Annotated in this window: 10 protein-coding genes; all 10 read left to right on the plus strand. The window is 36.0% G+C overall.

Features of this window, described 5'->3' with window-relative positions:
- The first annotated feature begins 14 nt into the window (after window positions 1-14).
- The 10 genes from J6D32_RS11970 (at window position 15) to J6D32_RS12015 (ending at window position 13,989) form a co-directional block, all read left to right on the plus strand.
- Complete coding sequence (locus J6D32_RS11970; protein WP_155223763.1) at window positions 15-1,799, plus strand: aminopeptidase P family protein; 1,785 nt, start codon at window positions 15-17, stop codon at window positions 1,797-1,799.
- A 257-nt stretch (window positions 1,800-2,056) separates the two neighbouring features.
- Window positions 2,057-2,695, plus strand: coding sequence for an HD domain-containing protein (locus J6D32_RS11975; protein WP_006785119.1), 639 nt, complete (start codon window positions 2,057-2,059; stop codon window positions 2,693-2,695).
- 316 nt (window positions 2,696-3,011) lie between these two features.
- The gene (locus J6D32_RS11980) at window positions 3,012-4,355 is read left to right on the plus strand and encodes a solute carrier family 23 protein (protein WP_006785118.1); all 1,344 of its coding nucleotides are present in this window, start codon (window positions 3,012-3,014) and stop codon (window positions 4,353-4,355) included.
- 101 nt (window positions 4,356-4,456) lie between these two features.
- Window positions 4,457-5,335 (plus strand): aspartate carbamoyltransferase catalytic subunit, encoded by an 879-nt coding sequence (locus J6D32_RS11985; protein ID WP_006785117.1) that lies wholly within the window; start codon window positions 4,457-4,459, stop codon window positions 5,333-5,335.
- 49 nt (window positions 5,336-5,384) lie between these two features.
- Entirely contained in the window at window positions 5,385-6,665 is a 1,281-nt protein-coding gene (gene pyrC, locus J6D32_RS11990) for a dihydroorotase (RefSeq protein WP_009607444.1), read from the plus strand.
- A 14-nt stretch (window positions 6,666-6,679) separates the two neighbouring features.
- Window positions 6,680-7,744, plus strand: a complete 1,065-nt coding sequence (locus J6D32_RS11995; protein WP_006785115.1) for a carbamoyl phosphate synthase small subunit — start codon at window positions 6,680-6,682, stop codon at window positions 7,742-7,744.
- Between the two features lie 52 nt (window positions 7,745-7,796).
- A complete protein-coding gene (gene carB / locus J6D32_RS12000; protein ID WP_287467716.1) occupies window positions 7,797-10,982 on the plus strand; it encodes a carbamoyl-phosphate synthase large subunit in 3,186 nt (1,061 codons plus the stop codon).
- Between the two features lie 497 nt (window positions 10,983-11,479).
- Complete coding sequence (locus J6D32_RS12005; protein ID WP_006785322.1) at window positions 11,480-12,250, plus strand: dihydroorotate dehydrogenase electron transfer subunit; 771 nt, start codon at window positions 11,480-11,482, stop codon at window positions 12,248-12,250.
- Window positions 12,250-13,161 (plus strand): dihydroorotate dehydrogenase, encoded by a 912-nt coding sequence (locus J6D32_RS12010; RefSeq protein WP_006785321.1) that lies wholly within the window; start codon window positions 12,250-12,252, stop codon window positions 13,159-13,161. The genes J6D32_RS12005 and J6D32_RS12010 overlap by 1 nt, the downstream gene beginning before the upstream one ends.
- A gap of 177 nt (window positions 13,162-13,338) precedes the next feature.
- On the plus strand, window positions 13,339-13,989 hold the full coding sequence (locus J6D32_RS12015; protein ID WP_006785320.1) for a hypothetical protein: 651 nt from the start codon (window positions 13,339-13,341) through the stop codon (window positions 13,987-13,989).
- Window positions 13,990-14,150 lie beyond the last annotated feature (161 nt).

Below are 14,150 nucleotides of genomic sequence, written 5' to 3' on the forward strand. Positions count from 1 at the left end.
AGGGAGCGAAAATAATGAACGTGAATGAGAAAATTAATTTATTAAGAAATATGATGAAAAATCATGGATTATCCGCGTATGTGATTCCGAGTTCTGATGCACATCTAAGTGAATATGTGGCGACACATTGGCAAGGTCGTGCGTATATGTCGGGATTTACAGGTTCTGCGGGGACACTTGTGATTACATTAGATGAGAGTGGACTTTTCACAGATGGACGTTACTTCATTCAAGCTGAAAATGAGTTAAAAGGAAGTGAGGTTAAGCTGTTTAAGATGGCACAACCGGGCGTTCCAACTATTAATGAGTATTTAGTTAGTGTGTTGAATGAAGGAGATACAGTAGGATTTGATGGGAAAGTATTATCTGTTGCGACTGTTAAAGAGATGAAAAAGGCGTTTGAAGCTAAACATCTTAAACTTAAAGTCGATGAAGATTTACTTGATTCTGTTTGGGAAAATCGTCCGGCAATTCCATCAACAGATGTATTTGTTCATGAAACTCAGTATACAGGATATAGTTGTCATGAAAAGTTGAGCATTGTACGCGAGGAAATGAAAAAAATATCGGCCAATGGTTATGTTTTAACAGCACTTGGAAGTATTGCTTGGTTATTTAATGTTCGAGGTGATGATATTTTATTCAATCCGCTTGTCGTTTCTTATGGCTTAGTACTTGAAAATGAAGCTTACTTATTTGTAGATAATCATCGTTTAAGTGAAGATGTTAAAACGTATCTAACTGAAAATGGTGTGACATTGAAAGATTACGCTCAAATTGATGAGGTGTTAAATCAATTAAGTGGTTCTATTTTATGTCCTGTTGATTCAATGAACTATTATTTATACGATATTTTAACGAAGAAACAAGAGGTAACAGTGATTGATGGACATGATATCGTTAATGAATTGAAAGCTGTTAAAAATAAAGTTGAGATTGAAAATACACATAATGCTCAAGTAAAAGATAGCGTAGCGTTAGTTGGTGCGGTTTGCGAGATTTATGAAAAGCTAGACTCAGAAGCGGGATTAACTGAATTCGATGTGCGTGAAATTTTAGAAGTTCATAGAAGCCGTCAACCATTAAATTATGGTTCAAGTTTTGGGGCTATTGTTGCTTACGGTGCAAATGCAGCTATGATGCATTATAATCCAACGAAAGAGAATTGTACGAAACTTGATAAAAAAGGATTCCTGCTTATTGATTCAGGAGGGCAATATCTTGATGGAACGACGGATATTACAAGAACTTTTGTGCTTGGTGAGTTGACTGATGAAGAAAAATTACATTACACACTTGTTTTAAAAGGACATATTAATCTGTGTAAAGCAGTCTTCCAAAAAGGATGTACAGGTGGAAATCTTGATATTTTAGCTCGTCAACCAATTTGGGAGTATGGATTAGACTATCGTTGTGGAACAGGTCATGGGGTTTCTTATTTCGGTGGGGTTCATGAAGGTCCACAAGGGTTTAGATTAACGCAAACTGTTCCATTAAAACCGGGAATGATGATTACGAATGAACCAGGAATTTATGAGGAGGATCGTCACGGAATTCGTATTGAAAATACGTTATTAGTTGTAGAACGTAATGCAACAGAATATGGTGAGTTTTATGAATTTGAAACTATTTCATACTTCCCGATTGATACGAGAGCGGTTGATGTAACATTAATGACAGAATCAGAATTAGCATGGTTAAATCAGTATCATCAAAAAGTGTTAGACGTTTTATCACCTAATTTAGAAGGACGCGAATTAGAGTGGTTAGTCGAACAAACAAAACCTTTAACAAAATAAATGAGGAAAAGACTAATTTCTCGGGAAATTAGTCTTTTTTTTAACTATAGTAGAAGGAGTAGATGGTTTTTATCGTTTTAGAGTGGGGCGTATTATTTAATAATTTATAATAAAAACAAAATTATCATTAAAATATTACCTATAATTATATAGTAGATGGATTAGTAAAAATTAGATAGTGAATAGTTGAGAATACTAAAAGATGAAATGTTATAATGAAAGACTAAAAGACAACTAAGAAAGTGCCGGTGAGTATGATGGAACAAGTTTTTGATCGTATCGTTGAATTTTTAGAAAGTGAGTTAGGCGTGGATTCGAGTGGACATAGTATTGATCATGCCCTTCGTGTTTCTAGAATCGCTAAACATATTTCTAAAAGAGAAGGAGGCAATGAACGTGTTATTTTAATTTCGGCATTAGTTCATGATGTGATTGATGCGAAATTATTTGAAGATGTTGTTGCTCAAAAAGCTAAGTTATTTTTGTTTTTACAAATGATTGGATGTACACAGTCTGAGTTAGAGCAAATTTTTTATATAATTGAAAATATTTCTTATAAAGGGGGGAATGGAGAAGCTGTTAAAACTTTAGAGGCCCAAATTGTTCAAGATGCTGATCGTTTAGATGCAATTGGAGCAATTGGGATCGGTCGTACGTTTATGTATGGTGGAGCAAAAGGTTCTAAAATGTTCGATGAAGATATTGAACCCGTAGATTTTTTAGATGAGGCTGCGTATCGTGCACATCAAGGAACAGTAATTAATCACTTTTATGAAAAATTATTTAAATTAAAGGATTTAATGAATACAGAGACGGCAAAAGAAATTGCCAACCATCGTCATCAAGTAATGGAGTCATTTGTTAAAGAATTTTTAAGTGAATGGTTTTTTGTATAAAAACGTTTTTCTGTCGAAACATGTATTTGTCGTTCAGGAGTTGTTGACATTTTAAAAGAATTCTCCTATAATAACCAAGAAAGCTTTAATTCGGTCCCGTGAGGCTGAGAAGAACACGTTAATAGATAATAGATATTTTATATCTTCCTTTAATGGAACTCGTGTATCCTCTTTTGGCCTACCTATAAGCTAAAAGGGGATTTTTTTGTATAATAAAAGGCTTCATCGAGCATCTGCTCGTTGAAGGTGGATTGAAGATTAAGCCAATTCTTATACAGAAAAAATAAAGCTAAAAAAGAAAAGAAGGGTGATTATTATGGAAAAGAAGTTAGTTTTAGATGTCCATGAAAAACCAAAAGCATTACACTGGATTGCATTAAGTATTCAACACGTTTTAGCCATGTTTGGATCAACAGTTTTGGTCCCAATTTTAACAGGATTACCAGTAAGTTTAGCTTTAATTTCATCAGGAATTGGAACTTTATTTTATATTTTTGTAACAAAAGGAAAATCACCAGTCTATTTAGGATCATCATTTGCGTATATTGCTCCAATTACAGCAGCTTTAGCATTAAGTGCAACAGGAGTAGCAGACGGAGCTAATTATGGGGCCGTGATGGGCGGATTAATGATGGTTGGGTTAGTTTATATGTTTATTGCGGTCATCATTAAATTTGTCGGAACTGATTGGTTAAATAAAATTTTACCACCAGTTGTTATCGGACCAACAATTATGGTTATCGGATTAAGTTTAGCAGGAACTGCGGTAAATATGGCATCAGAACATATCGTAGTTGCATTAATCACATTGCTAACAGCCGTTATCGTGTCAACTTATACAAAAGGATTATTACAACTACTCCCAATCTTTAGTGGAATTGTAGCAGGATATATTTCAGCGGTGTGCTTTAACTTAGTTGATTTCACACCAGTTGCACAGGCGAACCTATTCGAACTTCCAAGCTTTGCTTTTTTACATTCAAAGCCAGTCTTTAGCTTAGAAGTAGCAGCGATTATGATTCCGGTTGCAATTGTAACCATTACAGAGCATATCGGAGATCACTTAGTTCTTGGCACAATCGTTGGACGAGACTTAACAAAAAATCCTGGATTACATCGAACATTAATTGGGGATGGGGTTGCAACATTTATGGCTGGATTCATTGGCGGACCAGCAAATACAACATACGGTGAAAATACTGGAGTTATTGGTTTAACAAAAGTAGCTTCTGTTTGGGTTATCGGTGGGGCAGCAATTGTCGCTTTCACGCTAGGATTCATCGGAAAATTTACAGCATTAGTTCAAACAGTACCAAGCGCGGTTATGGGTGGAGTTAGTATCTTACTATTTGGAGTTATTGCTTCATCAGGTGCACGTGTCTTAATCAATAATCAAATCGACTTTGGAAAACAACGTAACTTGATTATCGGTGCGGTTATTTTAATCACAGGAATCGGTGGATTAACAATTAACATTGGACAAATCACTTTATCAGGAATGGCATTGGCTGCGATTATCGGTGTTATCTTACACTTAATCTTACCTGAAAAAGAAGCTTCTTACGGGCCAAGTTCTAGAACAACTGAATGTGAATTAGAAGTAGCAGAAGAATCTGTATCTTCTACTGTTGTGAAGGCAAAACCAACTGTGACTAATTAGTCTTTTATAAAAGAGTCAGCTTTTGTGCTGATTTTTTTATAACCAAATTTCAAGAAAAATATAGAAAATAAGGAAAAATATTGTAGAAAAAGGTGATAAGAATGACTCAAGTGAAGCATTTAACACGATTATCTGATTTAACGATTGAAGAAATTATGACTATTTTAGAAACAGCAAATCAATATGCTGAAGGTGGGAATGTACCACAATTAACAGGCAAAGTAGTAGCAAATTTATTCTTTGAACCAAGTACAAGAACTCAGTATTCATTTGCGATGGCTGAACATAAAGTGGGGCTCCACACATTAGATTTTACGGCAGAAACTTCGAGCGTTCAAAAAGGAGAAACGCTTTATGACACAGTTAAAACATTTGAAGCCATCGGAGTAGATGGAGTTGTTATCCGTCACCCACAAAATAACTACTTTGATGAACTGATTCCAAATCTCAACATTCCAATATTCAATGGTGGAGATGGAAGTGGTAATCATCCGACGCAGTCATTACTTGATTTACTCACTATCCTTCAAGAGTATGGGGAATTTGAAGGATTAAAGATTGCAATTGTTGGAGATATTGCTCACTCACGCGTTGCACATACAAATATTGAAGTGATGAATCGATTAGGAATGGAAGTTCATGTGGTAGCACCGGAACAATTCCAGGAGGTTGGGTACCATTGGGAAACATTAGATGAAGTGATTGAGGAAATGGATATTATCATGCTACTTCGAGTTCAACACGAACGTCACGATAATGGGATGAGCTTAACAAAAGAAGAGTATCATCAGCAATATGGATTAACAGTAGAACGTGAAAAACGTATGAAAGATGGAGCGATTATTATGCATCCGGCACCATTTAACCGTGGAGTAGAGATTGCAAATGAAGTCGTCGAATGTGAACGAAGTCGAATCTTTAAACAGATGGAAAACGGAGTTTATGTTCGTATGTCAGTTTTAACTCATTTATTAGGATAAAAGTCATCGAGCGAATATGATTACAAATTTTGAGTAGGAAGTGATTGGGATGATACTTTTAAAAAATGGAAAACGTGTTAATGAACACGGTGAGTTCGAATCAGTTGAAATTTTAATCAACAAAGGGATGATAAAAAAAATAGCTGATCATATTGAGGAAACATCAGCAACCGTATATGACTTAAAAGGAAAATTAGTTGCACCTGGATTAATTGATGTACATGTTCATCTAAGAGAACCGGGATATGAAAGAAAAGAGACAATTGAAACAGGGACGGAAGCGGCAGCCCGTGGCGGATACACCACAATAGCAGCGATGGCTAATACCATCCCAGTCCCAGATACACTTGAAAATGTTTCATATATTGAAAATTTAATTAAACAAAGTGCAAAGGTACGTGTTTTACCTTACGGAGCGATTACGATTGGGGAGCGCGGTGAGGAAATTGTCGACGTTGAGGGATTATCAAATACAAGTATTTTAGGATTCTCAGATGATGGGAGAGGAATTCAAGAAGCTGGTGTAATGTATCAAGCTATGCAACGTGCGAAGGCAGTTAATAAACCAATCGTTGCTCACTGTGAGGATGATAGTTTATTATTTGGCGGTTATTTACACGAGGGAGAATATGCTAAGGCAAATGGACATCGTGGAATTTTATCAGTTAGTGAATCAGCACAAATTGCACGAGATATTATGTTAGCACAGGCGACAGGAGTTCATTATCATATCTGTCATATCAGTACAAAGGAAAGTGTTGAGTTAGTTCGTTTTGCAAAATCACAAGGTATTAATGTAACAGCTGAAGTTTCACCACATCACTTAATTTTATGTGATATGGATATTCAAAACGATGATCCAAACTTTAAAATGAATCCGCCACTACGCAGTGATGAAGATCGTGCGGCATGTATTGCAGGACTTCTCGATGGAACGATTGATGTCATTGCAACAGACCACGCACCACACCATGAAGATGAAAAAGCGTGGGGGCTTGAAACAGCGCCGTTTGGAATTGTTGGACTTGAAACAGCATTCCCGCTACTTTACACTCACTTCGTTAAGACGAATAAAATGAGTTTAAAACAATTACTTGACTGTATGAGTACTAAACCGGCTCAAATCTTTGACTTACCATATGGAACGTTGAATATAGGTGTAAGTGCAGATATTACAGTCATTGATTTAGATAAAGAGAGGGAGATTGATCCGAAAACATTTAAATCAAAAGGAAAAAATACACCATTTACTGGTTATAAAACAATGGGATGGCCAGTCATGACTTTAGTAGAAGGAAAAATTGTTTATATTGAGTCTGAGATGAACTAACAGGAGGGTTAAAAATGTATAATCGTAAGCTTGTATTAGAAGATGGAACAGTATTTTTAGGAACGGCATTTGGATGCACAGATTCAGTGATTGGAGAAGTCGTATTCAATACTGGAATGACAGGATATCAAGAAATTTTATCTGATCCATCATATTTTGGTCAGATGGTTACGATGACATATCCTCTTATTGGAAACTACGGAATTAATGATCATGACTTCGAATCATTCTCACCATCAGCATCTGCAATTATTGTAAAAGAATATTGTGAAGTGCCGTCTAACTGGCGTAAAACAAAAACATTAAGTCAATTTTTAGAAGCAAAGAAAGTTCCAGGACTTTGCAATGTTGATACGCGAGCATTAACTATCAAAATCCGAGAGCATGGGGCTATTCGCGGAATGATTGCTGACATTAACTTAAGTGATGAAGAAATTTTGGCCAAGTTAAAAGCAACACCTGTTTTAAATCGTCATGTTGAGCATGTTTCAACCAAAATGGTTTATACAGCACCAGGATCAGGGCACCGAGTTGTCTTAGTAGACTTCGGAGTAAAAAAAGGAATTGTGCGTGAATTAACAGCTAGAGGATGCGAAGTGGTTGTGGTTCCATTCGATACAACAGCTGAAGCAATTGAATTGTTAAATCCAGATGGAGTCGTATTAAGTAATGGTCCTGGAGACCCAAAAGATGTCGTTGAGGCCTTACCAATGATTCGCAAAATTCAAACGAAATACCCATTATTCGGAATCTGCTTAGGTCATCAATTATTTGCCTTAGCAAATGGAGCAGATACGAAGAAAATGAAGTTTGGACACCGTGGATGTAATCACCCAGTAAAAGATTTACTGACAAATAAAGTGCATATCACATCACAAAACCACGGATATGAGGTAGACCGTGATTCAGTTGAAGGGACAGATTTAGAGGTAACTCATGTTGCTTTAAATGATAATACTGTTGAAGGATTATCACATAAAACATATAAAGCATTCACAGTACAATACCATCCTGAAGCATCTCCAGGACCAGATGATGCAAGTTACTTATTTGATCGATTCATTTCAAATTTAAAATAATCCCTTTTTTGGATTAAGGATGAGAAGAATAATTTATTAGGAGGAATACACTATGCCAAAACGTACGGATATTAATCGCATTTTAGTTATTGGGTCAGGGCCAATTATTATCGGACAAGCAGCTGAGTTTGACTATGCGGGGACACAAGCTTGCCAATCTTTAAAAGAAGAAGGATATGAAGTGATTTTAGTTAACTCAAATCCTGCGACAATTATGACGGATACAGAAGTTGCCGATAAAGTTTATATGGAGCCTTTAACAAAAGAATTCCTAAGTAAAATTATTCGTAAAGAACGCCCAGATGCAGTGCTTCCATCGCTTGGAGGACAAACAGGGTTAAATTTAGTTGTTGAATTAGCTGAAGATGGAATTTTAAGAGAATGTAACGTTGAAATTTTAGGAACAGATTTATCAGCGATTAAAAAAGCAGAAGACCGCGATTTATTTCGTGAGTTAATGTTTGAATTAAAACAGCCGATTCCAGAATCAGAAATTGTTAATACAGTCGAAGAAGCCGTAGCTTTTGCTAATACAATCGGATATCCAATTATTGTTCGTCCTGCTTTTACACTTGGAGGAACAGGTGGGGGAATCGTTGCCGATGAAGCTGCACTACGTGTTACAGTTGAAAATGGATTAAATTTATCTCCAGTAACGCAATGTTTAATTGAAAAATCAATTGCAGGATATAAAGAGATTGAATATGAAGTTATGCGTGATGCAAATGATAATGCAATTGTGGTTTGTAATATGGAAAATTTTGATCCAGTTGGAATCCATACGGGAGATTCAATTGTCGTGGCGCCTTCTCAAACATTAGCAGATCGCGAATATCACATGTTACGCGAAGTGTCATTAACGATTATTCGCGCCTTAGGAATTGAAGGAGGATGTAATGTTCAGTTAGCTTTAGATCCTCATAGCTTCAATTATTATGTTATTGAGGTAAATCCACGTGTTTCTCGTTCCTCAGCACTAGCGTCAAAGGCAACAGGATATCCAATCGCTAAGATTGCAGCCAAAATTGCAGTGGGATTAACACTAGATGAAATTATCAATCCAGTAACTGGTGTTTCTTATGCTTGCTTTGAGCCTGCACTTGACTATGTGGTTGCAAAAATTCCACGTTGGCCATTCGATAAATTTAACTCAGCGAATCGTCGTTTAGGAACTCAGATGAAAGCGACTGGAGAGGTTATGGCGATTGGTCGTAACTTTGAAGAGGCATTATTAAAGGCAGTTCGTTCACTGGAGACAAAAGTGTATCATGTCGAATTGAAATCTTTAAAAGAAGAATCTGACGAAATTTTATGGAAACGTACGAAGGAAGCGGATGATGAGCGATTATTTGTCATCAGTGAATTAATTCGCCGTGGGGCTTCGATTAATGAGATTCATGAAGTGACGAAAATAGATTTATTCTTCTTAACAAAATTAAAAGGGATTATTGATTTTGAATCAGTGATTAAAGAAAATCCATGGAATTTAGATATCTTAGGACAAGCTAAACGTATGGGATTTGCTGATATTACGATTGCAAAGTACTGGGGAAGTACAGAGCTTGAAGTTTATAACTTCCGTAAAGAAAAATCAATAATGCCAGTTTATAAAATGGTTGATACATGTAGTGCGGAATTTGAATCAAAAACACCTTACTACTATGGAACTTATGAAACATTCAATGAGTCTAAGCGCACAGATAAACCAAGTGTTGTCGTGTTAGGATCAGGACCAATTCGTATCGGACAAGGGGTAGAGTTCGATTACGCAACTGTTCACTGTGTTATGGCTATTCAACAAGCAGGTTACGAAGCGATTATTATTAATAACAATCCGGAGACAGTATCTACGGACTTCTCAATTTCAGATAAATTATACTTTGAACCCTTAACAATCGAAGATGTCATGCATGTGATTGATTTAGAACAACCAGAGGGAGTTATCGTTCAGTTCGGTGGGCAAACAGCGATTAACTTAGCTTCTAAATTACAAGAGCGTGGCATTAAAATTTTAGGAACATCTTTAGAAAATATCGATCGTGCAGAAGATCGCGATCAATTTGAAAAATTATTACGCGAATTAGAAGTGCCACAACCATTAGGTTCAACTTGTCAATCAGTTGAAGGTGCTTTAGAAATTGCAAACCGAATCGGGTGTCCAGTTTTATTACGTCCTTCATATGTACTCGGTGGACGTGCGATGGAAATTATTGATAACGATGCAGAAATCGAGCGTTACATGAAAGAAGCTTTAAAAGAGAATGGAGAAAATCCAATCTTAATCGATCGTTATTTAACTGGGAAAGAGGTAGAAGTTGATGCTATTTCAGATGGTGAGAATGTGTATATTCCAGGTATTATGGAACACATTGAACGTGCAGGGGTTCACTCAGGAGACTCGATGGCAGTTTATCCACCACAAACATTATCAGATAAAGTTATGGAATTATTAGTCGATTATACAACGCGTATTGCACGCGGATTAAAAATTGTTGGATTGTTAAATATCCAGTTCGTTGTGACAAAAGAAGAAGAAGTTTATGTTCTTGAAGTAAACCCACGTTCTTCTCGTACGGTGCCATTTTTAAGTAAAATTACAAATGTACCAATGGCAAATATTGCGACAAAAGCAATCCTTGGAAAATCATTAGTAGAACAAGGGTATGAGACAGGATATCATCCACATTCTGAAGGTGTTTATGTAAAAGCTCCAGTGTTCTCATTCTCGAAATTACGTAAAGTAGATATCTCTTTAGGCCCAGAGATGAAGTCAACAGGAGAAGCAATCGGAAAAGATAAAACATTAGAGAAAGCTTTATACAAAGCATTAGTTGCAGCGGGAATGAAAATGCCAATGCATGGACGTATTCTATTCACAATCGGTAACAGAGATAAAGAAGAAGCCGTTGAATTAGCTCGTAATTTTACAGAAATCGGATACGAATTAATCTCCACAGCAGGAACTTGTAAAATGTTACATGAACACGGAATCTATGCGACACCAATCGGTAAGATTGGAGAAGAGGGACGCACTGTTTTAGATGTGATTCGTGGGCAAAAAGTTCAATTCGTTATCAATACATTCTCAACAAGTAAAAAAGATAAAATTACAGATGGATTCTTAATTCGTCGTGAAGCGGTAGAAAACAACATTCCATGTTTAACATCACTTGATACTGCTAAAGCCGTATACAAAGTATTAGAATCAATGAGCTTCGCCATTGATGCATCTAAATAGCTCTAATCGAACGTCAGGGAGATTTAGACTATGTTGTCCAGCACTATTTGTCCCCATGAAAGAGAAATAGGAGTCGGGCTAAATAGCTCTAATCGAACGTCAGGGAGATTTAGACTATGTTGTCCAGCACCATTTGTCCCCATGAAAGAGAAATAGGAGTCGGGCTAAATAGCTCTAATCGAGCGTCAGAGAGATTTAGACTATGTTGTCCAGCACCATTTGTCCCCATGAAAGAAAAATGGGAGTCGGGCTAAATAGCTCTAATTGAACTTTAGATAAACTTCATTGTTTATAAAACCGACATCACAAGATGTCGGTTTCAATAAGCAAGATTTCAATAAATCTGTTATATATAGAAAACGATAAATCTTTCATATTTCAGTCAGTCTTGGATGCACGTATTTGAGACGGATATTAAGACATTCTATAGAAGCGTTAAAAGTTTTTACGCTGTGAAAAACTTAACGCTTCTTATATATAAGGAGAGAAACTAAACCATGCGTAAAGTACAGAAGATGACGATTGTCAGTCAAAAAATGATTGCAAAAAATGTTTTTGAATTAGTATTAAGTGGTGACTTAGTTGAGTGCATGTTACAAGCTGGGCAGTTTGTTAATATTAAAATTAATGAGGTGGCTTATCCACTTTTAAGACGTCCAATCTCAATTTGTCATATTGATTATGAATTAAATCAGTTTACTGTCATCTACCGTGCTGAGGGTGAAGGAACAAAACTGTTATCTTTAAAAACTGCAGGTGAATTAGTTGATATTTTAGGTCCTCTTGGGACAGGATTTGAAATTGATGAAGTTCAAACTTCTGAGACAGTTGTGTTAGTCGGAGGTGGAATTGGGGTTCCGCCAATGTATGAAATGGCTAAGCGTCTAAATGCTAAAGGCGTTAAAGTAATCAGTGTGCTTGGATTTGCATCAAGTGCCGATGTTTTTTATGAAGAAGAATTTAAGAAGTTTGCAGAAGTATATATCGCAACAATGGACGGAAGCCATGGATTTAAAGGAAATGTTGTGGAGTTAATGAAGTCTGAAAATTTAGAATTTGATTGGATTTTTGGATGTGGACCAAAGGTGATGTTAAAAGCAATCGAAACAGAATACGGTCAAACGAAAAAAGGATATTTATCATTTGAAGAGCGTATGGCTTGTGGAATTGGAGCTTGCTACGCTTGTGTTTGCCAGTTAAATAACGGAAAAATGGCACGTGTCTGTAAAGAAGGACCAGTCTTTAAACTTGGGGAGGTAGCACTATAATGAATCGTTTAGCAGTTAATTTACCTGGATTAGAATTAAAAAATCCTGTTATTCCGGCATCTGGATGTTTTGGTTTTGGACGTGAGTTTGCAGAGTATTATGATTTGTCTCGTCTTGGATCAATTATGATTAAAGCAGCTACTGATGAAGCGCGTGTCGGGAATCCAACTCCACGAGTTGCTGAAACACCAGGTGGAATGTTAAATGCCATCGGATTACAAAATCCAGGTGTTGATGTAATTATTGAATGTGAATTACCATTTTTAGAGCAATATGATTTACCAATTATCGCAAACGTAGCAGGAAAAACGTTAGAAGAGTACGTAACAGTTGCTAAAAAAATCTGTCAGGCTCCAAATGTGGCAGCACTTGAAATTAATATTTCTTGTCCAAATGTTAAAGAGGGTGGGATTGCCTTTGGAACTGATGCTAAAGTCGCAGCAGAATTAACAAAAGCAATTAAAGAAGTTTCAACGGTACCAGTTTACATTAAATTATCTCCAAATGTAACAAATGTTGTTGAAATTGCAAAAGCAGTTGAAGCAGCAGGAGCTGATGGAATTACGATGATTAATACACTTCTTGGAATGCGATTCGATATGAAAACAGGAAAACCAATACTAGCAAATGGAACAGGTGGATTATCAGGACCAGCTATTAAACCAGTAGCTCTTCGTATGATTCACGATGTTTACAAAAATGTTAATATCCCAATCATCGGAATGGGTGGAATTGAAACAGCAGAAGATGTATTAGAATTCTTCTATGCAGGAGCAAGCGCAGTCGCTGTTGGAACAGCAAACTTCATTAACCCATATGTATGTGTGGATATTATTGAGCAATTACCAGCCGTACTTGATAAATACGGATTCGAAAAATTAAGTGACGCAACGGGATATGCTCATAAATAAGATCCTACTAATTTGCAATACGTCTTTTTAGTTTGCTAGGGTTAATTAAATATAGATAAAAGGAATAGCTCGTTTAGTGGGAAACGAACTATTCCTTTTTTGTTATAAGATGCCGAATTTAAATTAAGAGAATCGGTGCAGTGTATAATAAAGTTAAATGTGGGGGAGGGGATTACTATGCGTAAATATAGGTTGAGTTTATTATTAATCATATGTTTTATGATGATGGGATGTAGTCAGCAACCAGTTGAACAAGAAGTTATTGAAGAAACTGTGGATAATGAAAATCAGTTAGAGGTATTAGCCGAATTTATACCTGAGTTAAAGTTGGAAACTCTTAATTTACAAAATTTAGAACCTTATGAGGTGAGATATACTCCTTATGAAAGTGATTGTGGTATTTATACGGGAGTAAATAACATTGATTTACGTATTGAGGAGTATTATAACGAAAATACCAGGACGTATTCTTATGTATTAACGGTAGAGGAAAAGGAATTAGAAGAAGATTCGGAGTTTGTACCATACAAAATAATTAAGATTCAAGTTGGAACACTGCCAGATGAGGAAAAAGGAATTTATACGTTGAGTACAACAAGTCCACTTTATATAAATCTAGAGTATAGAGAAGCATTCGAAATGAATTTTTATGGACAAAATTATTTTTTGTTTAGTTCAAGTAATCGATTATTTGATGAAGAGTTTCGAGTGGAATTACTCATGGTTAATCAGGAGCCGCTTGATGATTATGAACCTTACTCACAGACGTTTCGCTTAATCAATACATCTAGTAGAGGGAATAATAGTTATACGATATTAACGGATTAGGAAATAACTTATTAAATTGAAGACTTCGAATGAAGTCTTTTTATTTTTAATCTAGTCTAAGCTAAGTCTGGTCTTCATCTTTTTTATGTTAAAATTTATTTAAAAATGAAGAATGTGGATTAGTTGTTTCGGATATATGGGTGACACGTGTTAAGGGAGGT

It is taken from the genome of Turicibacter sp., assembly GCF_017941855.1.
GTDB lineage: Bacteria > Bacillota_I > Bacilli_A > MOL361 > Turicibacteraceae > Turicibacter > Turicibacter sanguinis.

What these genes read in the sequence shown, in the direction of transcription:
- J6D32_RS11970 (WP_155223763.1), top strand. Translation starts at nt 15, where the DNA reads ATGAACGTGAATGAGAAAATTAATTTATTAAGAAATATGATGAAAAAT.
- J6D32_RS11975 (WP_006785119.1), top strand. Translation starts at nt 2,057, where the DNA reads ATGGAACAAGTTTTTGATCGTATCGTTGAATTTTTAGAAAGTGAGTTA.
- J6D32_RS11980 (WP_006785118.1), top strand. Translation starts at nt 3,012, where the DNA reads ATGGAAAAGAAGTTAGTTTTAGATGTCCATGAAAAACCAAAAGCATTA.
- J6D32_RS11985 (WP_006785117.1), top strand. Translation starts at nt 4,457, where the DNA reads ATGACTCAAGTGAAGCATTTAACACGATTATCTGATTTAACGATTGAA.
- pyrC (WP_009607444.1), top strand. Translation starts at nt 5,385, where the DNA reads ATGATACTTTTAAAAAATGGAAAACGTGTTAATGAACACGGTGAGTTC.
- J6D32_RS11995 (WP_006785115.1), top strand. Translation starts at nt 6,680, where the DNA reads ATGTATAATCGTAAGCTTGTATTAGAAGATGGAACAGTATTTTTAGGA.
- carB (WP_287467716.1), top strand. Translation starts at nt 7,797, where the DNA reads ATGCCAAAACGTACGGATATTAATCGCATTTTAGTTATTGGGTCAGGG.
- J6D32_RS12005 (WP_006785322.1), top strand. Translation starts at nt 11,480, where the DNA reads ATGCGTAAAGTACAGAAGATGACGATTGTCAGTCAAAAAATGATTGCA.
- J6D32_RS12010 (WP_006785321.1), top strand. Translation starts at nt 12,250, where the DNA reads ATGAATCGTTTAGCAGTTAATTTACCTGGATTAGAATTAAAAAATCCT.
- J6D32_RS12015 (WP_006785320.1), top strand. Translation starts at nt 13,339, where the DNA reads ATGCGTAAATATAGGTTGAGTTTATTATTAATCATATGTTTTATGATG.